This is a genomic window from Pseudomonas brassicacearum (genome assembly GCF_003732225.1).
Taxonomy (GTDB): Bacteria; Pseudomonadota; Gammaproteobacteria; order Pseudomonadales; family Pseudomonadaceae; genus Aquipseudomonas; species Aquipseudomonas brassicacearum_E.
In genome coordinates this window covers 97,808-124,771 of the sequence record NZ_MOBJ01000009.1, presented here as the reverse complement: position 1 = coordinate 124,771, position 26,964 = coordinate 97,808, and the positions used below count along the sequence as shown (strand labels likewise).

Sequence of the window (26,964 nt, the reverse complement as noted above, 5' to 3'; positions counted from 1 at the left end):
CAGAATCAGCTTTTGGAAGCATTGACGCAGGTCATGGCGCGTTGCAATGACCCCCTGTTTTCTCCATACTTGCGACCGATTTTTACTCCTAATAAAACACCCAAACCGTGGAACCTTAGAATGAGCACAGCAATCAGTCCGACTGCTTATAACTATAAGGTAGTCCGCCAGTTCGCCATCATGACGGTGGTCTGGGGGATCCTTGGCATGGGGCTCGGTGTCTTCATCGCCTCACAGCTCGTATGGCCAGAACTTAACTTTGGCCTGCCGTGGACGACTTTTGGACGCCTACGCCCGCTGCACACCAACCTGGTGATTTTCGCCTTCGGTGGTTGTGCACTGTTTGCCACTTCTTATTACGTCGTGCAGCGAACCTGCCAAACGCGACTGATTTCCGACAGCCTCGCTGCCTTCCACTTCTGGGGATGGCAGGCTGTAATCGTTGGCGCGATCGTTACCTTGCCGCTGGGTTACACCACCACCAAGGAATACGCGGAACTGGAATGGCCTCTGGCTATCCTGCTGGCTATCGTCTGGGTCACCTACGGTCTGGTGTTCTTCGGCACCATCGTCAAGCGCAAGACCAAGCACATCTATGTCGGTAACTGGTTCTACGGTGCCTTCATCGTCGTGACGGCGATGCTGCACATCGTCAACCACGCCTCCTTGCCGGTCAGCTTCTTCAAGTCCTACTCGGCGTACGCCGGTGCGACTGACGCCATGATCCAGTGGTGGTACGGCCACAACGCGGTAGGTTTCTTCCTGACCACCGGGTTCCTGGGGATGATGTACTACTTCGTGCCGAAACAGGCCGAGCGTCCGATCTACTCGTATCGCCTGTCGATCGTGCACTTCTGGGCACTGATCACCCTGTACATCTGGGCTGGCCCGCACCACCTGCACTACACCGCACTGCCGGACTGGGCTCAGTCGCTGGGCATGGCGATGTCGATCATTCTGCTGGCGCCAAGCTGGGGCGGCATGATCAACGGCATGATGACCCTGTCGGGTGCCTGGCATAAGCTGCGGACCGACCCGATCCTGCGTTTCCTGGTCGTGTCCCTGGCGTTCTACGGCATGTCGACCTTCGAAGGCCCGATGATGGCCATCAAGACCGTCAACTCGCTATCGCACTACACGGACTGGACCATCGGCCACGTACACGCCGGTGCCTTGGGCTGGGTGGCGATGATTTCGATCGGTGCGCTGTACCACATGATCCCGAAAATCTTCGGTCGTCCGCAGATGCACAGCATCGGCCTGATCAACACGCACTTCTGGCTCGCGACCATCGGTACCGTGCTCTACATCGCCTCGATGTGGGTCAACGGCATCACCCAGGGTCTGATGTGGCGTGCTATCAACGATGACGGCACCCTCACCTACTCCTTCGTCGAAGCGCTGCAAGCCAGCCACCCTGGTTTCATCGTTCGCGCCCTGGGTGGTGCGTTCTTTGCCAGCGGCATGCTGTTCATGGCCTACAACGTATTCCGTACCGTACGCGCCTCGAACCCGGCTGAAGCCGAAGCCGCCGCTCAGATCGCTGTAGTTGGAGCTCACTGATGAAGCATGAAGCAGTCGAGAAGAATATTGGCCTGCTGGCCTTCTTCATGGTTATCGCCGTCAGCGTCGGCGGCTTGACCCAGATCGTCCCCCTGTTTTTTCAGGACGTGACCAACAAACCGGTTGAAGGCATGAAGCCACGCCCGGCGCTGGAACTTGAAGGCCGTGACATTTTCATCGCCAACGGTTGTGTCGGCTGCCACTCGCAGATGATCCGTCCGTTCCGTGCTGAAACCGAACGTTATGGCCACTACTCGGTAGCCGGTGAAAGCGTTTGGGACCACCCGTTCCTGTGGGGTTCCAAGCGTACCGGTCCGGACCTGGCCCGTGTCGGTGGTCGTTACTCCGATGACTGGCAGCGTGCGCACTTGTACAACCCGCGCAACGTGGTGCCTGAGTCGAAAATGCCGGCTTACCCGTTCCTCGTGGAAAACAAGCTCGACGGCAAAGACACCGCGAAGAAAATGGAAGTCTTGCGCACGCTCGGCGTTCCTTACACCGACGAAGACATCGCCGGTGCAAAAGATGCCGTGAAGGGCAAAACCGAAATGGACGCGCTGGTGGCCTATCTGCAAGGCCTGGGCACCATCATCAAAAGCAAACGGTGATCTGGATGGATATCGGGATGATTCGTGGCCTGGGCACCGTCGTCGTGATGGTTGCCTTTATCGGTCTGGCGTTGTGGGTATTCAGCCCCAAACGCAAGTCGGAGTTTGAAGACGCGACCTTGCTGCCTTTCGCGGATGATCCCGAAGCCATCAAGCACGTCGAGCAAGCTTCTAGGAGTAACAAAGAATGACTACGTTCTGGAGTCTGTACGTCACAGTCCTCAGTCTGGGTACCATCTTCGCCCTGACCTGGCTGCTGCTGTCGACCCGCAAGGGCCAGCGCGCCGAACAGACAGACGAGACGGTTGGCCACGCCTTCGACGGGATCGAAGAGTACGACAACCCGCTGCCGAAATGGTGGTTCATGCTGTTTGTCGGCACCATCATCTTCGCACTGGGCTACCTGGCGCTGTACCCGGGCCTGGGCAACTGGAAAGGCCTGCTGCCAGGTTACGGCTACCTCGACAACGAGAAGCAAACCCCGTTCGCCAACGGCCAGTCCGGCTGGACCGGTGTTCACGAGTGGGAAAAGGAAATGGCCAAATCGGACGCCAAGTTTGGTCCGATCTTTGCCAAATTCGCGGCCATGCCGATTGAAGAAGTTGCCAAGGACCCGCAAGCCCTGAAGATGGGTGGCCGTCTGTTCGCCTCCAACTGCTCGGTTTGCCACGGTTCCGACGCCAAAGGCGCTTACGGCTTCCCTAACCTGACCGACGAAGACTGGCGTTGGGGCGGCGAGCCGGAAACCATCAAGACCACCATCATGGGCGGCCGTCACGCGGTGATGCCGGCCTGGGGTGAAGTTATCGGCGAGCAAGGCGTCAGCGACGTCGCCTCGTTCGTGCTGACCAACCTCGATGGCCGCAAGCTGCCGGAAGGCAGCAAGGCTGACCCGGTTGCCGGCCAGAAGATTTTCGCCGCCAACTGCGTGGCTTGCCACGGTCCGGAAGGTAAAGGTACCCCAGCCATGGGCGCACCTAACCTGACTCACCCGGCAGCGTTCATCTACGGCTCGAGCTTCGCTCAACTGCAGCAGACCATCCGTTACGGCCGTCAGGGCCAGATGCCTGCGCAAGCGCAACTGCAAGGTAACGACAAGGTTCACCTGCTGGCCGCTTATGTTTACAGCCTGTCTCACGGTGAGAAAGCGGCTGACGCCCAGTAAGGCAAACGCCTGAGCGCAACACCAAACGGCCCCGCCAATAATACTGGCGGGGCCGTTTTTTATTGAGTCTCGATCAATCGGTTACTTAACGGGGATAACCTCTACCTCCCGGGGATTACGCCAGTCATTATCAGCGACCACACTGATCGCCAGTTCCTTACTATCTTCAGACAAGCTGGCAAACAACCAGGTTTGTTGAGAAGCAGCACCACTCAGAAATACCGGGACGTCGCCGTAGATTTCCTCCCTGCCCCACCACCCGCGCCACCCGGCATGCCCATGCTCATGCCCTGCGAACACTGCAGTCACCCCATACTCTTCGATCATTGTCCTGAACCTTGAAATCTGCTCGTTACTACCTTGCCATTCCGCGGGCTTATGCAGATTCAAGAGAATAATCTTTCCTTGAGCACGCGCCCGTTTCAGATCACGCTCCAGCCAATCGAGAGCCGGAGTGATTTCATAGACTGTAGGACTAAGAAATACCCCGGAGGAAAATGTCACCTCGTAGGTAGGCTCGTTATGTAACTGAACAAGATGCACATCGCCGAAGTCCTTTGAGTAGGCCAGACTTCCGTAATAGATTGTGCTCGGCCAGGAAGACCTCGCCGCCAGATCCATATTCCCGACTTTCCCCCAATAACGGTTCTTCAGGTCGTCGATACTTCCTGCCGCACAACTATTCAGATAACAATCATCAACATTGTTCTGATAGTCATGATTGCCCAAGCCATAGTCATAGAGCCCGTTGAGTTTTGCATCGAGCGTCGACTTGATATACGAACGCTGATCACCATGGCCGAAAGCCGTCAAATCGCCGTTGATCATCACCGGCACCGCAGAGGCTCCGCCAGAATTACGCCTGAACTCTGCAATGCTGTCATATTGTGTTTCTATCAGCCATTGAGAACGTTTCTGCGCTTGCGAATTTGACTCAGGCTCCCTGGCATCAGTCTTGTCTGTCCAGGGATACTGTGGATCCGAAACAAACACCATGTGGCGCGGTGTATCAATTGACGAAGCCCCGTTGACCACGGGAATAACCAGCAGTAATGCAAGACACGCCAACAGCTTACTTTTTTTATATAACTTCATAGAAATCCATTTCTTTAATATTAATAACCACTCCGCAACAGCGAAAACCCTCCCTCGCAAAGTATAGGGGCATCTGAAAAACGACAAACAATTAACGCAAGCAAACCAACAGAAAACATGTCCACCGCTCGAAATATTCCTTATCAATACTTTCAAACAATTCTTTGCACTGACAAAAACACTAAAATACATTCGACCACAAGGGCATCCGCCGAACCGTCAAACAAATGCACTTCACAACTGGAAATGGATTTCTATGAAACCTTCAAGTTATTTTAAGTTTCTGACCTTACTGATACTGACCAGCGGCGTGACCGCGATGTACTCGGTTGCCGCTGATCTCTCCCCGAGTCATATCGTGTTTGCTTCGGACCCGAAGTTCCCCTCAAGTGAAAAATCCGTCAATCGAGAAGTTGAATCCGCCGCTGACAAAGAAGACCGCTCAAGGTGGCTGATCGATGCGCAGTACAGCAGCATCGCTGACTTCCGGAAACAATCAGGTGGAGCATCCTCAGTACCCGTCATGATCAATGGCAACATGACAGCGTCAGGGCAAGACAGCGAACGTTCTTACATCAAGGCGGTTTTGCAGAACAAACTGAGCAACCTCTATGACTATGGCCTGGGCAATCATGACTATGATTTCAACGTCGCCAGCTGCACCCGTTGCGCAGCTGGAAGCATCAACGACCTCAAGGATCGTTATTGGGGGAAAGTCGAGAACATGGACCTCGCCGCCAGAGCGTCCGGCCTGACGAAAACCTGGTACGGAAGCCTGGCCTACTCCAAAGACTTTGGTGATGTTCACCTTGTGCAACTGCATAACGAGCCTACCTATGCAGTCAATTTTTCCACTCATTCCTTTATCAATACGACAGCCTATGAAATCACCTCATCGCTTAACTGGCTGGAGCGAGATCTACAGCGAGCACGCGCTCAAGGCAAAATCATTCTGCTGAACTTGCATCAGCCATTTCACTGGCCGGCCAAGGAAACCGAAATCATGCGATTCAAAAAACTTATTGATGATTACGGCGTGACCGCCGTGTTTTCCGCCAATGCATACAAGCAAAGCGGGAAGTACGAGTCCAGCAATTACATCTACGGCGACATACCCTTGTTTATGAGTGGCTCAGCGACCCAGCAAACCTGGTTGTATGCCAGTGTCTCTCCCGACAGAAAGCAACTGACGGTCAACGTCATCGCCGGCAACGACTGGCGTAATCCCGTCGCCACACACACCACCCCGGTCAAGTAGAGAGCAGAGCGACGCCAGCGGGCGATCCCGCTGGCATCAATGACCAACAACCAGACAGCTATACTCAGCAAGTCAATTGATCTGCATCACGTTTTGTTACATCTGTTACACCATCCACGATTTTTACCCAACGCGACCAAAGGTCGCACCCTTGCGCTAGAGCTACAGGCGTATCATTGCGCCACTGCAACACCTCTTTTTGACCACGGTCGGCACGTACTGACCGGGGCATTTTTCCACTGCCGTGGGATGCAATAGATGAGCAACCAGATTCCGGTACACGACGTTACCCCGCCTGCCAAGAACGCAAACAACAGCGTCGACCTCTACGCCTCTCGGGAAAAAATCTACACCCGCGCCTTCACCGGCCTGTTCCGTAATCTGCGAATGACCGGCGGTGCCGCGTTGTTTCTGCTGTATTTCGGCACGGTCTGGCTCAACTGGGGTGGCCACCAAGCCGTCTGGTGGAACCTGCCGGAGCGTAAATTCTTCATCTTCGGTGCAACCTTCTGGCCGCAGGACTTCATTCTGCTGTCCGGCTTGTTGATCATCAGCGCCTTCGGCCTGTTCTTCATTACCGTGTACGCCGGGCGTGTCTGGTGCGGCTATACCTGCCCGCAGAGCGTCTGGACCTGGATTTTCATGTGGTGCGAGAAGGTCACCGAAGGCGACCGCAACCAGCGCATCAAGCTCGACAAGGCGCCAATGAGCGCCAACAAGTTCCTGCGCAAACTCAGCAAACACACGATGTGGCTGTTGATCGGTTTCATCACCGGCATGACCTTCGTCGGCTACTTTTCGCCGATTCGTGAACTGACCATCGACTTCTTCTTGGGTCAGGCCGATGGCTGGTCGTATTTCTGGGTCGGCTTCTTCACCCTCGCCACCTACGGCAACGCCGGCTGGCTGCGCGAGCAAGTGTGCATCTACATGTGCCCTTACGCGCGCTTCCAGAGTGTGATGTTCGACAAGGACACACTGATCGTTTCCTACGACCCACGTCGTGGCGAAACCCGTGGTCCACGCAAGAAAGGCATCGACTACAAAGCCCAGGGCCTGGGTGACTGCATCGACTGCACCATGTGCGTTCAGGTGTGCCCGACCGGAATCGACATCCGTGACGGCTTGCAGATCGAATGCATCGGTTGCGCCGCCTGCATCGACGCCTGCGACAGCATCATGGACAAGATGGAGTACCCGCGCGGGCTGATCAGCTACACCACCGAGCACAACCTGTCCGGGCAAAAAACCCATAAACTGCGTCCGCGCCTGATCGGCTACGCACTGGTGTTGCTGGCCATGATCAGCTTGCTGATCACCGCGTTCTTCATGCGTTCGCTGGTCGGTTTCGATGTCAGCAAGGACCGTGTGCTGTATCGCGAGAACGCCGAAGGCCGGATCGAGAACGTCTACAGCCTCAAAGTCATGAACAAGGACCAGCGCGACCACACTTATGTGCTGGAAGCCTCCGGCCTGCCGGATCTCAAGCTGCAAGGCAAGCGCGAGATCAAGGTCGCCGCCGGGGAAATTTTCAGCATGCCGGTCGAGTTGTCGAGCGCGCCGGAACAACTGCCGTCGAGCACCAACGAGGTGAAATTCACCCTCAAGGATGCCGACGACAACAGCGTCCACGTTGAAGCCAAGAGCCGGTTCATCGGCCCACAAATTCGTTGAGAGAAGTCATCATGCCCGCAGCAACTGCCACCAGCCCTTGGTACAAACATCTCTGGCCATGGATCATCATCGGTATCCTGGCCTGCTCGGTGACGCTGACCCTGTCCATGGTGACCATCGCGGTGAACAACCCGGACAACCTGGTCAACGACAATTACTACGAAGCCGGTAAAGGCATCAACCGCTCGCTGGACCGCGAGTTACTGGCCCAGAGCCTGCTGATGCATGCCCGCGTGCGCCTGGATGACGTGACCGGTGAGGTCGACTTGCGCCTGACCGGTAACAGCACGCCTGCAACCCTGGAACTGAACCTGATCTCGCCGACCCAACCGGAAAAGGATCGCAAGATCATCCTGACCCGCAGCGAGACCGAACAGGGGCGTTATATCGGCCAGCTGACCGACAAGATCGACGGCCGACGCTTCGTCGAATTGCTGGGCAGCCAGGACGAGCATGTGTGGCGCATGTTCGAAGAAGAACAGATCAGCCATGACAAGGATTTGCTGCTGGGAGACGAACCGCTGCAAGGCGCGGAAGATCAGTAGACGCAAAACCCTGCGCTTCGCGCATCGCGAGCAAGCTCGCTCCCACACTGGATCTCGGCGTACACAAACTTTGTGCACGACACCGATCAAATGTGGGAGCGAGCTTGCTCGCGATGAGGCCCTATCAGACGACACAGATTCAGCGGTACCAGTGAATACCTGATGACCACCCCAACCCCCTGCTACCACTGCGCCCTGCCCGTCCCATCTGGCAGCCGGTTTACCGCCGTCATCCTCGGCGAAACCCGCGAGCTCTGCTGTCCGGGCTGCCAGGCCGTGGCCGAGGCGATTGTCGCAGGCGGGCTGGAACATTATTACAGCCACCGCAGCGAGGCTTCGGCCAACCCGCAAGCCTTGCCGGTGCAACTGGTGGACGAACTGGCGCTGTATGACCGCGCCGACGTGCAACAACCTTTTGTTCGCCACGAAGGCGATCTGGCTGAAACCACCTTACTGATGGAAGGTATCAGCTGCGCGGCGTGCGGCTGGTTGATCGAGAAACACCTGCGCAGCCTGCCGGCCGTGGCCGAGGCGCGGCTGAACCTGTCCAACCATCGCCTGCACGTGCGCTGGGCCGACAGCCAGTTGCCGTTGAGCCAGGTGCTCAGCGAATTACGCCACATCGGTTACGCCGCCCACCCGTATCAGGCCGACCGCGCCAGCGAACAACTGGCCAGCGAAAACCGCCTGGCCTTGCGCCAACTGGGCGTCGCCGGTTTGCTGTGGTTTCAGGCAATGATGGCGACCATGGCCACCTGGCCGGAATTCAACATCGACCTCAGCCCCGAGCTGCACACCATCCTGCGCTGGGTCGCACTGTTCCTGACCACGCCGATTGTGTTCTACAGCTGCGCGCCGTTTTTCAAAGGTGCGATGCGCGACCTGCGCACCCGTCACCTGACCATGGATGTTTCCGTTTCGCTGGCCATCGGCGGCGCCTACCTCGCCGGAATCTGGACCTCGATCACTGGAGTCGGCGAGCTGTATTTCGACGCGGTCGGGATGTTCGCGCTGTTTCTACTGGCTGGTCGCTATCTGGAACGCCGTGCCCGCGAACGCACCGCCGCCGCCACCGCGCAGTTGGTGAACCTGTTGCCCGCCTCGTGCCTGCGCCTGAGCGCGGATGGCCAGAGCGAGCGCATCCTGCTCAGCGAGTTGCGTCTCGGTGACCAGGTATTGGTGCATCCCGGCGCCATCCTCCCGGCCGACGGGAAAATCCTCGACGGCCAGTCGAGCATCGATGAGTCGCTGCTGACCGGCGAGTACCTGCCGCAACCTCGCACGCTGGGCGATGCAGTCACCGCCGGCACCTTGAACGTCGAGGGTGCGCTGACCGTCGAAGTGCTCGCGCTGGGTCAGGACACTCGCCTCTCGGCCATCGTCCGCCTGCTGGATCGCGCTCAGGCCGAGAAACCACGCCTGGCAGAAATTGCCGACCGCGCCGCACAGTGGTTCCTGCTGCTGTCACTGATTGCCGCCGCTGCCATTGGTTTGCTCTGGTGGGAACTGGATGCGTCCCGCGCGTTCTGGATCGTGCTGGCGATGCTGGTCGCGACCTGCCCGTGCGCCTTGTCGCTGGCCACGCCGACCGCGCTCACCGCCGCCACCGGCACCTTGCACAAACTCGGCCTGCTGCTGACCCGTGGCCACGTGCTGGAAGGCCTGAATCAGATCGACACGGTGATTTTCGACAAGACCGGCACCCTCACCGAAGGTCGCCTGGCCTTGCGTTCGATTCGACCACTGGGCGCACTCGACAGCGACCAGTGCCTGGGCCTCGCTGCCGCTCTGGAAAACCGCTCCGAGCACCCGATCGCCCGCGCCTTTGGGCGGGCGCCGCTGGCCGCCGAAGAAGTCCTGAGCACGCCAGGACTGGGACTCGAAGGATTGGTCGGCGAACAGCGCTTGCGCATCGGTCAACCGGCGTTTGTCTGCGAACTCAGCGGCTGTGCTGTGCCGGCAATCCCGGATGAAGCCGGCCAATGGCTGTTGCTCGGCGATAGCCTCGGCGCGCTGGCCTGGTTCGTCCTTGATGATCGTCTGCGCAGCGACGCGCCCGCGCTGCTCGCGGCGTGTAAGGCTCGCGGTTGGCGCACGTTGCTGCTGTCCGGCGACAGCTCGCCGATGGTCGCGAGTGTCGCCGCGCAATTGGGTATCGACGAAGCCCGAGGCAGTTTACGCCCGGATGACAAGTTGCAGGTGCTCAAGCAACTGCACCAGGAAGGTCGCAAGGTATTGATGCTCGGCGATGGGGTCAATGACGTGCCAGTGCTGGCCGCCGCCGACATCAGCGTGGCCATGGGTTCGGCCACCGACCTGGCGAAAACCAGCGCCGACGCGGTGCTGTTGTCCAATCGTCTCGACGCGCTGGTGCAAGCCTTCAGCCTGGCCCGACGCACCCGCCGGGTAATCATCGAGAACCTGCTGTGGGCCGGGCTGTACAATGGCCTCATGTTGCCGTTCGCCGCCCTCGGCTGGATCACTCCGGTGTGGGCCGCGGTCGGCATGTCCATCAGCTCGTTGACTGTGGTACTGAATGCGCTCCGCCTGACTCGCATGCCGAGCACGCCGCCATTGCGCACCACGCCAGAAACCCGCCCGTTGCCGGCCTGAGCCGCACGAGCATGGAGTCCAGATGCCAGCTCTTTACGTGATGATCCCGGCGGCGCTGCTGATCGTCGCCATCGCCATTTACATCTTCTTCTGGGCCGTCGACAGCGGTCAGTACGACGACCTCGACGGCCCGGCTCACAGCATCCTGTTCGACGATCAGGACCCGAACCATCAGGCGGCAGTCGACGAAGCCAGCGGTCAACCACCGACTGATCCGGCCAAGCCGACCAACAAGGCCCCGCCTCATGCTTGAGTTGGCGCCTCTGCTGGTTTCTGCGGTGATCCTCGGCCTGCTCGGTGGTGGGCATTGCCTGGGCATGTGCGGCGGGCTGATGGGCGCGCTGACCCTGGCGATTCCCAAGGAGCAACGCAGCCGGCGTTTTCGTCTGCTGTTGGCGTACAACCTCGGGCGGATTCTCAGCTACGCCACCGCCGGCCTGCTGATCGGCCTGGCGGGATGGGCCGTGGCCAACAGCCCGGCGGCGATGTTCATGCGGATCCTCGCCGGCTTGCTGCTGATCGCCATGGGCCTGTACCTGGCCGGCTGGTGGAGCGGCCTGACCCGCATCGAAAGCCTGGGGCGCGGCCTGTGGCGCTACATACAGCCGGTTGCCAACCGTTTGCTGCCGGTGTCGAGCCTGCCGCGCGCGTTGCTGCTCGGCGCGCTTTGGGGCTGGTTGCCGTGCGGTTTGGTCTACAGCACGCTGCTGTGGTCCGCCAGCCAGGGCAACGCCATCGATAGTGCATTGTTGATGCTCGCCTTCGGCCTTGGCACCTGGCCGGTTTTGTTGGCCACCGGGCTTGCCGCCGAGCGAGTCACCGCGTTGCTGCGTAAACGCAGCGTGCGCATGACCGGTGGTTTGTTGGTGATCCTGTTTGGTCTCTGGACCTTGCCCGGACCGCATCAGCATTGGTTGATGGGGCATTAGATCGGCGGCGCGCCCATCGCGAGCAAGCTCGCTCCCACATTGGATCTTCGGTGTTCACAAAATCCCTGTGGGAGCGAGCTTGCTCGCGATGAGGCCATCACCGACAACACAGATCCCGACCGAATGCCCCCTTGATGCAAATCAAGATGCCCCAACGCCGCACCCCCTAGACTCGCCAACACTGCCAGCCTATCCGGGGGAATGCCCGCATGCTCGACGCCATTCGTTGGGACACAGATCTGATCCGCCGTTATGACCTGGCGGGACCTCGCTACACCTCGTACCCGACCGCGGTGCAATTCAACAGCCAGGTCGGCACCTTCGACCTGCTGCACGCCCTGCGCGATAGCCGCAAGGCCCAGCGGCCATTGTCGCTGTATGTGCACGTGCCGTTCTGCGCGAACATCTGCTACTACTGCGCCTGCAACAAAGTCATCACCAAGGACCGCGGCCGCGCCCAGCCTTACTTGCAACGGCTGGAACAGGAGATCCAGCTGATTGCCTGTCATCTGGACCCGAACCAGAAAGTCGAACAATTGCACTTCGGCGGCGGCACCCCGACCTATCTCAGTCACGACGAACTGCGCCAGTTGATGGCGCAACTGCGCAAGCATTTCAACCTGCTGGACGATGACTCCGGCGATTACGGCATCGAGATCGACCCACGAGAAGCCGACTGGTCAACCATGGGCCTGCTGCGCGAGCTGGGTTTCAACCGGGTCAGCATTGGCGTGCAAGACCTCGACCCTGCGGTGCAACGCGCGGTCAATCGCCTGCAAAGCCTGGAGGAAACCCGAGCGGTGATCGAGGCGGCGCGCACCTTGCAGTTCCGCTCGATCAACATCGATTTGATCTACGGCCTGCCCAAGCAAACCGCCGAGAGCTTCGCCCGCACCGTGGACGAAGTCATCAACCTGCAACCGGATCGGCTCTCGGTGTTCAACTACGCGCACCTGCCCGAGCGCTTCATGCCGCAGCGGCGAATCAATAGCAGCGACCTGCCGGCCCCCGCCGAAAAACTGAACATGCTCCAAGGCACCATCGAGCAACTGACCGCCGCCGGTTATCGCTACATCGGCATGGACCATTTTGCCTTGCCGGATGACGAGCTGGCCATCGCCCAGGAAGAGTCGACACTGCAACGCAACTTCCAGGGTTACACCACCCACGGTCATTGCGACCTGATCGGTCTTGGCGTGTCGGCCATCAGCCAGATCGGTGATCTGTATTGTCAGAACAGCAGCGATTTGAATCAGTACCAAAATGCTCTGGCCAGCGCACAACTGGGTACCAGCCGTGGTTTGCTGTGTAACCAGGACGACCGCCTGCGGCGGGCAGTGATTCAGCAGTTGATCTGCACGTTCAGCCTGGCATTCGCGCAGATAGAACAGGCCTTCAATATCGATTTTCGCGGCTACTTCAGCGAGCTCTGGCCACAGTTGCACGCCATGGCCGAGGATGGCCTGATCGAACTCGACAGCGAAAAAATCGTCGTCCTGCCAGCCGGACGGCTGCTGGTCCGTTCGGTGTGCATGGTCTTCGATACCTACCTGGAACAACAGAATCGCCAGCGTTTCTCTCGGGTGATTTAAGACACCACAAGCTGGCCTCGAGGTCATTGCGTGAGTTACCCTTACATCTTATGTGTGTTTTCCCACAAGGATCTAAGAAATGTCCGAGCCAGTTAAACTGCGCGCTCATAGCCAGGCACATTGCAAGGATTGCAGCCTGGCCCCTCTCTGCCTGCCACTTTCTCTGAATCTGGAAGACATGGAAGCGCTGGACGAGATCGTCAAACGTGGTCGCCCGCTGAAAAAAGGCGAGTTCCTGTTCCGCCAGAGCGACCAGTTCGATTCCGTTTATGCAGTACGCTCCGGCGCGTTGAAAACCTTCAGCCTGAGCGATGGCGGCGAAGAGCAGATCACCGGCTTTCATCTGCCGAGCGAGCTGGTCGGCCTGTCCGGCATGGACACCGAACGCCACCCGGTTTCAGCCCAAGCGCTGGAAACCACCTCGGTATGCGAAATCCCTTTCGAACGCCTCGATGAACTGGCCTTGCAACTGCCGCAGTTGCGCCGTCAATTGATGCGGGTGATGAGCCGCGAGATTCGTGACGATCAGCAGATGATGCTGTTGCTCTCGAAAAAAACCGCTGACGAGCGTATCGCCACGTTCCTGGTCAACCTGTCGGCACGTTTCCGCGCACGCGGATTCTCGGCCAACCAGTTCCGCCTGAGCATGTCGCGCAATGAAATCGGCAACTACCTGGGCCTCGCAGTGGAAACCGTGTCCCGGGTGTTCACGCGCTTCCAGCAGAACGAGCTGATCGCCGCCGAAGGCAAGGAAGTACACATCCTCGACCCGATTCAACTCTGCGCGCTGGCCGGCGGCTCGATCGAAGGCTGATGTTGCACATGCGGCTGAGCGAACCTGCTCGGCCGCCGTTATACTTCGGCGTTTGTAGCCCGCCAGGACACTTCGACGATGGTCATCGACTCCTTCGACATCAAATCCCTGATCCGCCCCGTGATCGATTTTCCAAAGCCGGGCGTGATCTTTCGCGATATCACTCCACTGTTCCAGTCCCCCAAGGCCTTGCGCCTGGTGATGGACAGCTTTGCGCACCGCTATGTCGAGGCCGACTTCACGCACATCGGCGCCATGGACGCTCGCGGTTTCCTGATCGGCTCAATCCTCGCTTATCAACTGAACAAACCGCTGGTGTTGTTCCGCAAGCAAGGCAAGCTGCCGGCTGACGTACTGTCCGAGGGTTACCAGACCGAGTACGGCGAAGCCTACCTTGAAGTCCACGCCGACAGCCTCTGTGAAGGCGACTCGGTGCTGATGTTCGATGACCTGATCGCCACCGGCGGCACGCTGATCGCTGCGGCCAATCTGGTTCGACGCATGGGCGCACGGATTTTCGAAGCAGCAGCCATTATCGACCTGCCGGAACTGGGCGGCTCCCAGCGCCTGGAAGATATGGGCATTCCGACGTTCTGCCTGACACAGTTTGCGTTGACCGAAAGATAAGTCGGCGTCTTCACCGACGTCATCGCGAGCAAGCTCGCTCCCACAGGGGTTTTGTAAACACCGAAGATCCAATATGGGAGCGAGCTTGCTCGCGATAGCGTCAGCCGCAGCACCGCCTGATTCAAAGCCCCATCTGCTTGCTTATGATTTCATTCATCACTTCACGCGTACCGCCGCCAATGGACAGGATCCGGTTGTCGCGGTACAGCCGCTCCACCAGACTTTCACGCATGTAACCTAGCCCGCCGAGGATCTGCACCGCATCGGTGGTGATGCGGTCGGCCGTGTCGGTGGCAAAATTCTTGGCCATGGAAATTTCCTTGATCACGCTCTGCCCGGCGGCCATTTTCGCTGCCTGGCGATAGGTGAACTCTCGGGAGACTTCCAGCGCCGTGGCCATTTCCGCCAAGCGATGCTTGAGCACCTGAAACTTGCCAATCGGCTTGCCGAACGCTTCGCGCTGCCGGGCCCATTTCAGGCTTTCTTCCAGTGCCAGTTGCGCGGTCATATTGGCCATCAGCGCCAGCGCCAGACGCTCGCTTTGAAAGTTGCCCATGATGCAGGCAAAGCCCATGTTCTCGACGCCTATCAGGTTGCCCACCGGTACGCGGCAATCATCGAAAAACAGCTCGGCGGTGTCCGATGCCCACCAGCCCATTTTTTTCAGCTGACGACCGACGGTGAATCCCGGCGTGCCCTTCTCGATCAACAGCAGGCTGATACCGCCAAAACCCGGCTCACCGGTACGCACCGCGACGGTATGGAAATCCGCACGAACACCGCTGGTGATAAAGGTTTTGCTGCCACTGACCCGGTAGTAATCCCCGTCACGCACGGCGCGGGTTTGCAGGTTGGCTACGTCTGAGCCGCCGCTGGGCTCGGTGATCGCCAACGCACTGATTTTTTCACCAGAAAGAACCAGCGGCACCACCCGGTCGCGCACCTCGGGTCTGGCCCACTTGAGGATCGGTGGCAGGCCGATATCCAGCGAGCCCAATCCCGCCACCAGCCCGCCGGAACCACAGCGCATCAGCTCTTCACTGGCGGCGATCTTGGCGAACAGGTCTCCTTCGTGGCTGCCACCCAGCGCTTCGGGATAACCAATGCCGAGAATCCCCGCGGCGCCGGCCTTGAAGTAGAGCTCACGAGGAAAACTCTCGGCCTCCTCCCACTGATCGATGTCCGGAAGAATCTCGCGTTCGACGAAACGTCGCACGCTGTCGCGGACCAACTGATGGCCGGGGTCGAAGTATTCCTGAAAGGCAGGCATCGGCGAGCTCCACTGAAGGTTCAGCGAACTTACCGAGCGCTTGCTTGGTTTTCAATAGAATTATGTGAACCAGGAAGACCACGGCGCCTGTATCGCGAGCAAGCTCGCTCCCACAGTTGACCGAATTGTCCTGTCGAATGCGGTCCAATGTGGGAGCGAGCTTGCTCGCGATGACATCAGTTCACCCGCTACAGAACGATCGGCTTACGCCCGGCAAACGAATGGGCCAGAGTGCCACCATCCACCAGCTCCAGCTCGCCACCCAACGGCACGCCATGGGCGATGCGCGAGGCGATCAGGCCTTTATTGCTGAGCAACTGGGCGATGTAGTGCGCCGTCGCTTCACCTTCAACCGTCGGGTTGGTCGCCAGGATGACTTCAGTGAAAGTGCCCGCCTCTTCAATCCGCGCCAGCAACTGCGGAATGCCAATGGCTTCCGGCCCCAGACCGTCGAGTGGTGACAAATGCCCCTTGAGCACGAAGTAGCGACCGCGAAACCCGGTCTGCTCCACGGCATAGACATCCATCGGCCCCTCGACCACACACAACAGCGTGTCGTCGCGGCGAGGGTCCGCGCATTGCGGGCACAGATCGTCTTCGGTCAGCGTGCGGCACAGACGACAATGGCCGACCCCTTCCATGGCCTGGCTCAAGGCCAACGCCAGCCGTGAGCCTCCGCTGCGATCACGCTCGAGCAATTGCAACGCCATGCGCTGGGCGGTTTTCTGACCGACACCCGGCAAAGTGCGCAAGGCGTCGATCAGTTGGCGAATCAAAGGGCTGAAGCTCATGGGGAAAAGGTCCGACAAAACAACGAGACGCGGTTTATACCTGCGCCTCTGGCCAGCGTCAAATGCTCATCACGGTGCCACGTTCGAAGCTTCTTCAGCGTTACCGAGTCGACTTCATCGCGGGCAAGCCCGCTCCCACAAGGGATTTACAGTGTGACATCTATCGCGAATGTCCCCCAATCCAATGTGGGAGCGAGCTTGCTCGCGAAGGCGGCTCAACAGACGCCGTATGCTTTCCCGTCAAAAACAAAAATGCCAGGCTGAGTGCCTGGCATTTTTGTAGTCCATCCGACGCGTTAGCGAATCAGAATGGCAGTTTCATGCCCGGCGGCAGTTGCATGCCTGCGGTCATGCCGGACATTTTGTCCTGGCTGTTGGCTTCGATCTTGCGCACGGCGTCGTTGACGGCGGCGGCGAACACGGCCTCCAGCATTTCCTTGTCGTCTTCGCTCAGGCCTTCCACCAGGCTTGGATCGATGGTCACGCGCTTGACGTCGTGACGACCGGTCATCACCACGGTGACCATATCGCCACCGGCTTTACCGGTGACTTCGGCGTTGGCCAGCTCTTCCTGCATCTTGGCCATTTTTTCCTGCATTTGCTGCGCCTGCTTCATCAGGCCGGCCATGCCACCTTTCATCATGGGAATCACCTCAAAAGTACTTGGATCAAAACAGCGCCCGGCCCAGTGGGCCGAACGCCTTCAGTTATTAGCCCTGGCTGGCCAGAGCCTCGACAGGTTCAATAGTATCGTTACGGATCACCGCGCCGAACTGTTGCATCATTTGCTGGATGAACGGATCACCGTGAATCGAATTCTCAGCTTCGCGCTGGCGGTCGACACGTCGACGCGAAGCCGCCTGCGCCGGGGTTTCCTGCTCGGGCTTGATCAGCTCGATGCTCACCGTCAGGGTGCGCTGGTGATACTGGTTCAGCGCATCGTTCAGCCGGCGTTGTTGAGTCGCGTTGAACAGCGCGCTGTGGGCCGGGTCCAGGTGCAGCAGCCAATGATCGCCATCGACTGCGATCAACGTGCAGTTGGCGGCGATGCTGCCGGTCATGCCGGAAATCGGCAATTTCGGGAACAGCTCCAGCCATTGCAATGCCAGCCCTGTGGCCGGCATCGCGGCCGGTTCAGGTTCGGGTTCAGGCGCTGGTTCTGCGGCGTGCTCACTGGCCAGCTCATCGAGATAACTATAGGCCGAATCCATGTCCGGCTCGATGTAGTCCTCGTCCAGCGGCGGTTCGTCATCCAGATCCATGCCCGGCGTGGCGGCGTCGACTTCAGCCACCGACGGCTCGGGAATCGGCGCGGCAGCCCACTCCGGCGCATCGGGTACAACGCTGTCCGGAGTCGGCGTCGGCATGGGCGTCAGGTCAGGCTGCTCAGAGGTCGTCTCCAGCACTGGCTCGATGGCCGGTTGCTGCACGATCTCAGGCTCTACCGGGTCGTTCCAGGGCAGGTCGACGACTTCTTCGACGATGGCCACAGGCTCAGCCACTACCTCGACCACAGGCGTAGGCACGACCACTGGAACAACCGGCTCAGGTGCCGACACGGGTGCAACCACCTCGGCAACCGGTTGAACCGGCGCCGCGGCGACAGGCGCAGCAGCAACGGGAGCAGAAGCAACTACCGGCGCAACACGCGGTGCGCCAGCCACTGAGTTTGCGGAATCAACTGTGGCCTGGCTGATCCCCACTGGCTTTAGCGGCTGCCTCGGTGCATCCGCGGTGTCTGCCGGTCGGAACGCGAGCATTCGCAGCAAGACCATTTCGAAACCACCGCGCGGGTCGGGTGCCAGCGGCAAATCGCGGCGTCCGATCAGGCCCATCTGGTAATAGAACTGCACGTCTTCGGCCGGCAAGGCCTGGGCCAGCGCCAGCACCCGATCACGGTCGCCATGACCGTTATCGACGCCTTCAGGCAGGGCCTGGGCAATCGCGACGCGGTGCAGCACGTTAAGAATTTCCGACAGCACGCCATTCCAGTCCGGACCCTGCTCGGCCAGATGCCGCACCGCTTCCAGCAACGCCCTGGCGTCGCCATCGAGCAGCGCGTGCAGGACGTCGTAGACCTGGCCGTGATCGAGTGTGCCGAGCATCGCCCGCACATCAGCCGCCATGACCTTGCCTTCACCAAAGGCAATGGCCTGGTCGGTGAGGCTCATCGCATCGCGCATCGAACCGTCGGCAGCACGGCCCAACAGCCACAGTGCGTCGTCTTCGAACGGCACATTCTCGACGCCGAGCACATGGGTCAAATGCTCGACCACACGCTCCGGCGTCATGTTTTTCAGCGAGAACTGCAGGCACCGCGACAGAATCGTTGCGGGAAGTTTCTGCGGATCGGTAGTCGCCAGGATGAACTTGACGTAGGGCGGTGGCTCTTCGAGGGTTTTCAACAGCGCATTGAAGGAATGGCTGGAGAGCATGTGCACTTCGTCGATCAGGTAGACCTTGAAGCGCCCACGGCTCGGCGCGTACTGCACGTTGTCGAGCAGCTCACGGGTGTCCTCGACCTTGGTCCGGCTCGCGGCGTCGATCTCGATCAGGTCGACAAAGCGCCCCTCATCAATTTCGCGGCACACCGAGCACTCGCCACACGGCGTCGAAGTGATACCTGTTTCACAGTTCAGGCATTTGGCAATGATCCGCGCGATGGTGGTCTTGCCCACACCGCGGGTGCCGGTAAAAAGATAGGCGTGGTGCAGCCGCTGGCTGTCCAAGGCATTGATCAGAGCCTTGAGCACATGGGTCTGGCCGACCATTTCGCGGAACGAGCGCGGACGCCATTTACGTGCAAGAACCTGATAACTCATCGAAAACCGTCGCAACTGGGAAGCGGAAGCGGGTAATGCTAGCGGAGCAAGGGCAAAATTGCATCCGGTGCGCTCGGCTAATCTGGCTAAGCTGGTCTTTGGAGGCGTTTTTATCGGCTCCTGCCGGTCTTTTGCTGGAGAGTTTATGCGTTCAGCCTTGGGGGCTTTGCTGTTGATCAGCGTCAGCGCTATTGCCGCGCCAGCGCCCTTGCGCTTTTCAATCATCGACAGCTGGGCGATGCCCATGGTGCAAATCGAGCACGGTCGGCCAACCCAAGGCATTTTGTACGATGTGATGCTCAGCCTGGCCACGCAGGTGGGTCTGCCGGCCGAATTCCATATGCTGGCCCGCGCACGCGTGCAAAGCGCCATGGAACACGGGGAAATCGACATCCGCTGCTATGCGGCGAAATCCTGGCTGCCGAACCCATCCGGGGACTACCTCTGGAGCGTTCCGCTGTGGTTTCAGCGCGACCTGCTGATCGGCACGCAAAGCGCTCCTGCCTCGGTCGTCCCCGCAAACCTTGCCGTGCAACCGATCGGCACCGTGCTCGGCTACAGCTATCCGACCCTGCAACCACTCTTCGATCGCGGCCAGCTCAAACGCGACGATGCGCGCAATCAGGAACAGGTGCTGAAAAAACTGGCGGCCGGCCGTAATCGCTACGCCGTCAGCAATCAATGGGCCCTGGACTGGTTCAATCAGCAATTGATGCCCGACCGACCATTGCGGGCAGTCGCGGTGTTGCAGGAGCAAAACGTCGGTTGTTATGTACGTAACGACCCAAAACTGCCGGTCCAGCGGATTCTGCAAACGCTGCTCAAGATGAAAATGTCCGGGGAAATCGACGACATCATCAGGCTCTACACCGGAACCAACGAACCGACCCAGGTCGATCAATAAGCCTCAGACCGCCTGGTCCAGCGCCTGCCACTGGGTCGGCGCGACAAAGGCCTCGACCCAACCCGGCACTTCACTCGCTGGCATCGGCCGCGCAATGAAATAGCCCTGCGCCACCTCGCAGCCCAGGCGCAACAGCAACTGGCCATGCTCTATGCTCTCCAGGCCCTCGGCGATCACCTCTCGCCCAAAGGCCCGGGCAAGGCCGATCACCGCGGTAGTCAGCGCCAGATCGTCGCGATCATGCAGTATGTCGCGCACAAATGACTTATCGATCTTGATGGTTTGCGTGTGCAGGCGCTTGAGGTAACTCAGCGACGAATAGCCGGTGCCAAAATCTCCCAGAGAGAACCTCACGCCCAGCGCCTGACAGGCTTGCAGGCAGGTACTGACGTGCTGAATATTCTCGATCGCCACCGACTCGACAATCTCCAGATCAAGCAACTGGGGAGCGACCCAGGCGTGCCGTTCGAGCACGTTCTTGAGTCGATCAAAAAAGTCCGCCCGTTGAAAATGCCGAGCAGCGATGTTGACGCTGACCGGCCACCGTTGACCGTCCTTTTGCCATTGGGACAACTGCGCCAGAACCTGCTCCATCACCCACTCGCCAATATCGACGATCAGATCAGTCTCCTCCACAAACGGCAGAAACTCTCTGGGTGGCACCAGACCGTTCTGTGGGTGCTCCCAGCGCAGTAGCGCTTCAAAGCCCACCACCGCACCGCAACGCATATTGACCTTGGGTTGAAAATGCAGACATAGCTCATCGTTGAGCAATGCCTGACGAACCCGCGCGACTGTCTGATGAGTCGCCTTGACCTCTTGGTCGCGCACCACATCGAACAGGTGAAAACGGTTACGCCCGCTCTGCTTGGCCACGTACATCGCCTGATCGGCATGACGCAGCAGGGTTTCCGCGTCTTCGCTGTCGACCGGGAACAGCGTGACGCCGATGCTGGCAAAGACATTGATGTCCTTGCCCAGAATCGAATACGGCGCAGAGATCGCCCCCAGCACTCGATGCAACGCCGCGCGCAATTCCGGCATATCGCGCACAAAACGCAAAATCAGCACGAACTCGTCCCCGGCCAGCCGCGCCACCACATCTTCGCCACGAACGATGGTGCGCAGGCGCTTGGCCACCTCAACCAGCAACAAGTCGCCGCTGGCATGTCCATAGCCGTCATTCACTGCCTTGAAGCCGTCGAGGTCGAGCATGCACACCGCCAACGGCACGTTCTCGACACGGGAATAATCCAGGGCTTGCTCGAGCAAGTCGGAGAGATACGCCCGATTGGGCAGTCCGGTCAGCACGTCATGGCCGACCCGCCATTGCAGAGAGTGCAGCAACTGACGCTTTTCACTGATATCAAAGCGAATCGACAGATAGCGATGGACCCGCCCGGTCGACTCGTCCAGCACCGGCACCATGGTGCTATCGACCCAGTAGAGGCTACCGTCCTTGGCCCGGTTGCAAATTTCGCCCTTCCAGACCTTGCCCAGAGCAATGGTGCGCCACATCGTTGCGAAGAAATCGTCAGAATGCAGGCCTGAGTTGAGGATGCGGTGATTGGCCCCCAGCAATTCCTCGCGGCTATAACCAGACACCTCGCAAAACAAATCGTTGACGTAAGTAATGCGCCCCGCCAGGTCAGTCTCGGAGAAAATGGCGGCTGCATCTACGGCCCTACGGTACTTCTCATCCATGAGTCTGGCCCACTGTGGCTAGCGGTTGTACCGCTCGACCAGCGCACAACGCCCGGAAGAGATGTTTTGAAAGGTCTTGCACTGCGTTGGGGATCGCAGAACGTGATGCTGTCGGGGCAACATCCTTGTAAAAGAGCGGGCCGGCAAATTCAGATGCACGTTAAAACTCCATGGACAGCATTTGATGGCCCCCGAACAGACGAAGATCAACTAGGCTCAGAGGCCTCGTACAGGCACGTCAAAAACACCGACTCTGGTAATATTGAACGGCATTTCGCGTCGTCAGCGGCGTCTCTGCACACCCCGTGAGGTAACGCAATGCTGGCTGTCTCACATTGCCTGGACTTATGAAGCCAGGTCACCAAATGCCCGTACGAAACGGAGATTCTACGAAATACATCACATTTTGCAAAGCAAGGTGATGGATCATGCAGTTGTCTAATGCAAAAATCTATCGTTAAGTTCTTGATTCTAAATGGGAATTGAGCGATGCAAATTTCAAGTTTGGGTCCAGCCATAAGACGCTATCGCAAGGTGGCGGGGCTTACTCAGGCTGAACTCGGTGAAAAAACCGGTTTTGACCCCAAAACCATCAGCCGCTTCGAAACCGGCACCTATACCCCCAGCGTGGAAGCCCTGTTCATGCTTGCCGATGTGCTGGGAGTGAAGCTCAAAGCGTTTTTTGCCGATCTTGGCGACGAAGACGAACAGCGAGCGTATTTGTTCGGTGTCATACACAAAGCCACCCCGAAGGATCTGGGAAAGCTGATCGCGGCGGTAGACCAGGCCTTGTCCAAGCCTTAGAGCCAGAAACAAAAAAAGAGCAGGCATGCGTATCGGATTGATAGGCATGCCTGCTCTTTTCATTTGCGCTGAATCCTGACGGACATCGGCACCGACAGACTTACGCGCTCGCAATGGCGGTGTTTTCTCAGGCGCAGCAAAACATCGATCGGAAATGATCAATGACTTAAGAATCTGGTTTTTTGGAGAAGATCCAAACCTTGCGAATGAAGGCCTGGCGTTAAGGTGGCGACCCCACCAGCCACACCCCGGCACACAATGTTCCCGCTGTGGCTGCTTCCTTCCGGATCTGACCAGGTTCACGGGTAATCGTTGCGGAGGGACCGATGGGGTCACCATAACGACGCTCACCTGACGGCGAGCCGCGCCATTGTACCTATCTGAGACGAAGTTACAACCGTTGGTGCGGATTAAAAAATATGAGTCAGGTCAAGGACATGCGCAGACCCGGAAAGATCGCAACCCGTAGCAGCTGCCGGAGGCTGCGTTCGGCTGCGCAGCAGTCGTGAATCCGTTGCACACGGCTTATCTGAAAAACCGCGTTGCCTGACTTTACGACTGCTGCGCAGCCGAACGCAGGCTTCGCCAGCTGCTACGAGATCCACCTTACTGGGTTCGTAAAACTTCATCCGCCCTGCCGCCCTCCTGCTGGATCACCAGGTGAACGAAATGCAACTTGGCGATGACCGCAGGCGACAGGACGAAGGGGTAGAAGTCCGGTTGGCCCATGCCGCGCGTGTGCAGGTAGTGCGCCCAGGTTTCCGCCCAGTCTTCCCACGGGTGCATGGTGGCGTAAGCGCTGACATGACTTTGCTGCCAGTCCAGTGGAGCGCCCTGCTGGTAATGCCGTTCCAGCGCCTCGGCGTAACTGACACGCTCATCGCCAAATAGTCCGCGAAACGCTTCCAGCCAAGGGCCATTGGCGATCAGGCGATCCCAATAGTAATGCCCGACTTCATGACGAAAATGCCCGATCAAGGTTCGATACGGCTCGCGCATCTGCACGCGGACGCGCTCGCGGTGAGCATCGTCGGCCTCTTTGATATCGAGGGTAATCAGGCCATTGGCATGGCCAGTGGTCGGCGACTTGCCCTCAAGGTCGACGCCGACAAAATCAAACGCCAGGCCACACTCCTCATCGATTGACTTGGGGATCACCTGCAAGCCCAGGCTCACCAGTTGCGCGACCAGACGACGCTTGGCGATTTCCACCTTGCGCCAATGGTCATGGTTTTCAGGGATCGACAGGTCGGGAATGGTTCGGTTCAGAGCACAGGCAATGCAGTGCACGCCCCAACCATGAGCCGGGAGCAGCCAGTTACAGGCGGCCGGCGTATCCAGATTGGCGCAACGGCGAAACAGCCCCGCCTCGGGCTCCGCATCGAGTTGCCAGGTATCGACGTCGAACCCCGGCGCGAGCGATGACAAACGACTCTGCTCAGGCTGATAACCCAAGGCTGCCGAGCAGGCCAGGCACTGACTGTTGCGAAAGAACAGTGACTGCCCGCAACGGCAATGCCAGACCTTGCTGTTACGCGAGCTTTCGCCAATGAAGGGTGCGGCGATACGTGAGCTGAGCTGCTCGAAAAAGCGGTACATGGCGATCTCTCCCTGGGGCCTGCCAAGACTAGATCATTCCTGCGCCGAGATCGTTCCCACGCTCCGTGCAGACAAAATCAAAGGATCGCAGCCTGCGGCAGCTCCTACGAGGGGCGATGTATACCGCAGGCTGCGATCTTGACGGTTTTAGACAGTAATGCCGTGCCCGGCCAAAAACGCCACGAACGCTTCTTCGTCCAGCACCTTCAACCCCAGCTCATTGGCCTTGACCAGTTTGGAGCCAGCACCAGGCCCTGCGACCACGCAGTAGGTCTTGGCCGACACCGAACCCGCCACCTTGGCGCCGAGGCTTTCGAGCTTGTCCTTGGCGACGTCGCGGCTGATCAGCTCCAGGGAGCCGGTGAGCACCCAGGTCTGGCCTGCCAACGGCAAGCCTTCGACGACTTTCTTCTCACTTTGCCAGTGCATGCCGAAGTCGCGCAATTGCTTTTCGGCATCCAGCGCCAGCTGACGGTTCTGTTCGATGGCAAAGAACTCCCGCACGGCGTTGGCCTGCTTCTCCGGCAGCGCTTGACGCATGTCCAGCCAGTCGGCGCTGATGATCGCTTCCAGCGAACCGAACTTATCGGCCAGCTTCTGCGCCCCGCCCGGTCCGACCGAGGGAATGTCGAGCTTGTCGATCATCCCGCCCAGCGTGGTGCTGGCGGCGAATTCGGCACCCAACTCGCCCTGATCCTGAATCTCCAGACCATGCTTGAGCAGTTCCTCGATCACCTTCCGGTTGTGCGCATCTTCGAAGAAGCTGTGAATCTCGTAGGCGACTTCCAGCCCGACATCCGGCAAGTACGTCAGCACTTGCGGCAACGCCTGCTGAACCCGCGCCAGCGACGCCAGCGAGCGCGCCAGAACCTTGGCCGTCTCTTCGCCGACATCCGGAATACCGAGGGCATAGATGAAACGCGCCAACCCCGGTTTCTTGCTGTCGGCAATGGCGCTGAGCAGGTTCTTGCTCGACAGCTCGGCGAAACCTTCCAGGTCGACGATCTGTTCAAAGCTCAAGGCGTACAAATCCGCCGGCGAGCTGACCAGACCTTCGTCCACCAACTGCTCGACGCTCTTCTCGCCCAGGCCTTCGATGTCCATGGCCCGGCGCGAAACGAAATGGATGATCGCCTGCTTGAGCTGCGCACCGCAGGCCAGACGGCCGACGCAACGATACACCGCACCTTCGCTGACGGTTTCGCGGCCCTTGCTGCGCTTGACCAGCTGAGTGCGCTCGACATGCGAACCACAGACCGGGCAGCACTCGGGAATCTGCACCGGGCGGGCGTTTTCCGGACGACGCTCGGTGACCACTTGCACCACTTGCGGGATCACGTCACCGGCGCGGCGGATGATGACCGTATCGCCGATCATCAAGCCCAGACGCGCCACTTCATCCATGTTGTGCAACGTCGCGTTGGACACGGTCACGCCGGCCACTTTCACCGGTTTCAAACGTGCAACCGGAGTGACCGCACCGGTTCGGCCGACCTGGAACTCCACGTCGAGCAGCTCGGTGAGTTCTTCCATCGCCGGAAACTTGTGGGCAATCGCCCAACGCGGCTCGCGAGCGCGAAAGCCCAACTCACGCTGCGAGGTAATGCTGTTGACTTTGAACACCACGCCATCGATTTCATAGGCCAGCGCGTTACGGCGCTCGCCGATGTCGCGGTAATAATCCAGGCATTCGTCGATGCCCTTGGCCAGTTTCAGCTCGCGGCTGACCGGCATGCCCCAATCTTTAAGCTGCTGCAAATTGCCGATGTGCGTGTCGGCAATCTCGGCCGAGACCTGGCCGAGACCATAGCAGCAAAACTCCAGCGGACGACTGGCGGTGATCTTCGAGTCCAGCTGGCGCAGGCTGCCCGCCGCGGCGTTGCGCGGGTTGGCGAAGGTCTTGCCGCCGATTTCCAGTTGCGTGGCGTTAAGGCGCTCGAAACCGGCCTTGGACATATACACTTCGCCGCGCACTTCCAGAGTCGCCGGCCAGCCACTGCCTTGCAGCTTGAGCGGAATGTTGCGCACGGTGCGCACGTTGACACTGATGTCTTCACCGGTGGTGCCGTCTCCGCGAGTAGCACCACGCACCAGCACACCGTCCTGATACAACAAACTGACGGCCAGACCATCGAGCTTCGGCTCGCAGCTGTATTCAACCTCGGCGCCACCGCCGAACAAATCGCCGGACGGCAAATCCAGACCTTCGGTGACCCGCCGATCGAACTCGCGCATGTCGTTTTCTTCGAAGGCATTGCCCAGACTCAGCATCGGCACTTCGTGCCGCACTTGAGTGAACGCCGAGAGCGCCGCACTGCCAACCCGCTGAGTCGGCGAGTCGCTGGTGATCAGCTCGGGGTTTGCCGCTTCCAACGCCTTGAGCTCGTGGAACAGTCGATCGTACTCGGCGTCCGGAATGCTCGGCTCGTCGAGGACGTGGTAACGGTAGTTGTGCTGATCCAGCTCAGCGCGCAGCTCTAGAATGCGATTTTCAGCGGCGGTCATGGGTGTTCTCTCATAAAGCAAAAGAGCAGCCGAGGCTGCTCAATCTGAATGCAATTCGTGGGCTACGTTAAAAGATCGCAGC

The 26,964-nt window shown here is 59.1% G+C and carries 23 protein-coding genes and 1 other RNA gene; 15 read left to right on the top strand and 9 right to left on the bottom strand.

The features are described from left to right. Positions 1-120: 120 nt before the first annotated feature. Genes ccoN through ccoP form a run of 4 tightly spaced genes read left to right on the top strand, consistent with a single transcriptional unit; the run spans position 121 to position 3,336 of the window. On the top strand, positions 121-1,563 hold the full coding sequence (gene ccoN / locus BK659_RS14105) for a cytochrome-c oxidase, cbb3-type subunit I (protein WP_123425669.1): 1,443 nt from the start codon (positions 121-123) through the stop codon (positions 1,561-1,563). After that, positions 1,563-2,171 carry a cytochrome-c oxidase, cbb3-type subunit II gene (gene ccoO, locus BK659_RS14100; RefSeq protein ID WP_123425668.1) on the top strand — a complete coding sequence of 203 codons (609 nt, stop codon included), beginning with the start codon at positions 1,563-1,565 and terminating at the stop codon, positions 2,169-2,171. The genes ccoN and ccoO overlap by 1 nt, the downstream gene beginning before the upstream one ends. A 5-nt stretch (positions 2,172-2,176) precedes the next feature. Next, positions 2,177-2,362, top strand: a complete 186-nt coding sequence (locus tag BK659_RS14095; protein WP_003175465.1) for a CcoQ/FixQ family Cbb3-type cytochrome c oxidase assembly chaperone — start codon at positions 2,177-2,179, stop codon at positions 2,360-2,362. Then, positions 2,359-3,336 (top strand): cytochrome-c oxidase, cbb3-type subunit III, encoded by a 978-nt coding sequence (ccoP, locus tag BK659_RS14090; protein WP_123425667.1) that lies wholly within the window; start codon positions 2,359-2,361, stop codon positions 3,334-3,336. Before BK659_RS14095 ends, ccoP begins: the two co-directional genes overlap by 4 nt. Before the next feature lie 81 nt (positions 3,337-3,417). Here ccoP and BK659_RS14085 read toward each other — a convergent pair whose 3' ends face one another. Beyond that, the gene (locus BK659_RS14085; protein WP_123425666.1) at positions 3,418-4,431 is read right to left on the bottom strand and encodes a metallophosphoesterase family protein; all 1,014 of its coding nucleotides are present in this window, start codon (positions 4,429-4,431) and stop codon (positions 3,418-3,420) included. A 256-nt stretch (positions 4,432-4,687) separates the two neighbouring features. On the opposite strand from BK659_RS14085, the gene BK659_RS14080 reads away from it, so the two are divergent. The 9 genes from BK659_RS14080 to BK659_RS14040 all read left to right on the top strand — a co-directional run bounded on the left by BK659_RS14080 (position 4,688) and on the right by BK659_RS14040 (position 14,483). Continuing rightward, positions 4,688-5,689 carry a metallophosphoesterase family protein gene (locus tag BK659_RS14080; RefSeq protein WP_123425665.1) on the top strand — a complete coding sequence of 334 codons (1,002 nt, stop codon included), beginning with the start codon at positions 4,688-4,690 and terminating at the stop codon, positions 5,687-5,689. A 258-nt stretch (positions 5,690-5,947) separates the two neighbouring features. Beyond that, complete coding sequence (ccoG, locus tag BK659_RS14075) at positions 5,948-7,363, top strand: cytochrome c oxidase accessory protein CcoG (RefSeq protein ID WP_123425664.1); 1,416 nt, start codon at positions 5,948-5,950, stop codon at positions 7,361-7,363. 11 nt (positions 7,364-7,374) lie between these two features. Then, entirely contained in the window at positions 7,375-7,908 is a 534-nt protein-coding gene (locus BK659_RS14070) for a FixH family protein (protein WP_123425663.1), read from the top strand. Between the two features lie 162 nt (positions 7,909-8,070). Continuing rightward, positions 8,071-10,521, top strand: coding sequence for a heavy metal translocating P-type ATPase (locus BK659_RS14065; protein WP_123425662.1), 2,451 nt, complete (start codon positions 8,071-8,073; stop codon positions 10,519-10,521). Between the two features lie 22 nt (positions 10,522-10,543). Then, positions 10,544-10,774, top strand: coding sequence for a cbb3-type cytochrome oxidase assembly protein CcoS (gene ccoS / locus BK659_RS14060; RefSeq protein WP_123425661.1), 231 nt, complete (start codon positions 10,544-10,546; stop codon positions 10,772-10,774). Continuing rightward, complete coding sequence (locus BK659_RS14055; protein WP_019689546.1) at positions 10,767-11,450, top strand: sulfite exporter TauE/SafE family protein; 684 nt, start codon at positions 10,767-10,769, stop codon at positions 11,448-11,450. Before ccoS ends, BK659_RS14055 begins: the two co-directional genes overlap by 8 nt. Before the next feature lie 209 nt (positions 11,451-11,659). Beyond that, positions 11,660-13,042 carry an oxygen-independent coproporphyrinogen III oxidase gene (hemN, locus tag BK659_RS14050; RefSeq protein WP_123425660.1) on the top strand — a complete coding sequence of 461 codons (1,383 nt, stop codon included), beginning with the start codon at positions 11,660-11,662 and terminating at the stop codon, positions 13,040-13,042. Between the two features lie 79 nt (positions 13,043-13,121). Continuing rightward, positions 13,122-13,856 (top strand): fumarate/nitrate reduction transcriptional regulator Fnr, encoded by a 735-nt coding sequence (gene fnr / locus BK659_RS14045; protein WP_123425659.1) that lies wholly within the window; start codon positions 13,122-13,124, stop codon positions 13,854-13,856. Positions 13,857-13,934: 78 nt separating this feature from the next. Continuing rightward, on the top strand, positions 13,935-14,483 hold the full coding sequence (locus BK659_RS14040) for an adenine phosphoribosyltransferase (protein ID WP_123425658.1): 549 nt from the start codon (positions 13,935-13,937) through the stop codon (positions 14,481-14,483). A gap of 121 nt (positions 14,484-14,604) precedes the next feature. On the opposite strand, the gene BK659_RS14035 is transcribed toward BK659_RS14040, so the two are convergent. From BK659_RS14035 to dnaX, 4 genes are all read right to left on the bottom strand, one after another. Next, the gene (locus tag BK659_RS14035) at positions 14,605-15,753 is read right to left on the bottom strand and encodes an acyl-CoA dehydrogenase family protein (protein ID WP_123425657.1); all 1,149 of its coding nucleotides are present in this window, start codon (positions 15,751-15,753) and stop codon (positions 14,605-14,607) included. Positions 15,754-15,941: 188 nt separating this feature from the next. Further along, positions 15,942-16,544 carry a recombination mediator RecR gene (recR, locus tag BK659_RS14030; RefSeq protein WP_054593221.1) on the bottom strand — a complete coding sequence of 201 codons (603 nt, stop codon included), beginning with the start codon at positions 16,542-16,544 and terminating at the stop codon, positions 15,942-15,944. Between the two features lie 304 nt (positions 16,545-16,848). After that, a complete protein-coding gene (locus BK659_RS14025; protein ID WP_008028561.1) occupies positions 16,849-17,187 on the bottom strand; it encodes a YbaB/EbfC family nucleoid-associated protein in 339 nt (112 codons plus the stop codon). 67 nt (positions 17,188-17,254) lie between these two features. Beyond that, positions 17,255-19,366, bottom strand: coding sequence for a DNA polymerase III subunit gamma/tau (gene dnaX / locus BK659_RS14020; RefSeq protein ID WP_123425656.1), 2,112 nt, complete (start codon positions 19,364-19,366; stop codon positions 17,255-17,257). Positions 19,367-19,511: 145 nt separating this feature from the next. Here dnaX and BK659_RS14015 point away from each other — a divergent pair, with 145 nt between their 5' ends. After that, positions 19,512-20,270, top strand: coding sequence for a substrate-binding periplasmic protein (locus BK659_RS14015; protein WP_123425655.1), 759 nt, complete (start codon positions 19,512-19,514; stop codon positions 20,268-20,270). A 3-nt stretch (positions 20,271-20,273) separates the two neighbouring features. Here BK659_RS14015 and BK659_RS14010 read toward each other — a convergent pair whose 3' ends face one another. Next, the gene (locus BK659_RS14010; RefSeq protein WP_123425654.1) at positions 20,274-21,974 is read right to left on the bottom strand and encodes a putative bifunctional diguanylate cyclase/phosphodiesterase; all 1,701 of its coding nucleotides are present in this window, start codon (positions 21,972-21,974) and stop codon (positions 20,274-20,276) included. A gap of 489 nt (positions 21,975-22,463) precedes the next feature. On the opposite strand from BK659_RS14010, the gene BK659_RS14000 reads away from it, so the two are divergent. Further along, a complete protein-coding gene (locus BK659_RS14000) occupies positions 22,464-22,778 on the top strand; it encodes a helix-turn-helix domain-containing protein (RefSeq protein ID WP_054593225.1) in 315 nt (104 codons plus the stop codon). Positions 22,779-23,010: 232 nt separating this feature from the next. Here BK659_RS14000 and ffs read toward each other — a convergent pair. The 3 genes from ffs to ligA all read right to left on the bottom strand — a co-directional run bounded on the left by ffs (position 23,011) and on the right by ligA (position 26,882). Beyond that, positions 23,011-23,107, bottom strand: an RNA gene (gene ffs / locus BK659_RS13995) — signal recognition particle sRNA small type. A 277-nt stretch (positions 23,108-23,384) separates the two neighbouring features. Further along, positions 23,385-24,377 (bottom strand): zinc-binding metallopeptidase family protein, encoded by a 993-nt coding sequence (locus BK659_RS13990; protein WP_123425652.1) that lies wholly within the window; start codon positions 24,375-24,377, stop codon positions 23,385-23,387. A 147-nt stretch (positions 24,378-24,524) separates the two neighbouring features. After that, entirely contained in the window at positions 24,525-26,882 is a 2,358-nt protein-coding gene (gene ligA / locus BK659_RS13985) for an NAD-dependent DNA ligase LigA (RefSeq protein ID WP_123425651.1), read from the bottom strand. Between the last annotated feature and the right edge of the window lie 82 nt (positions 26,883-26,964).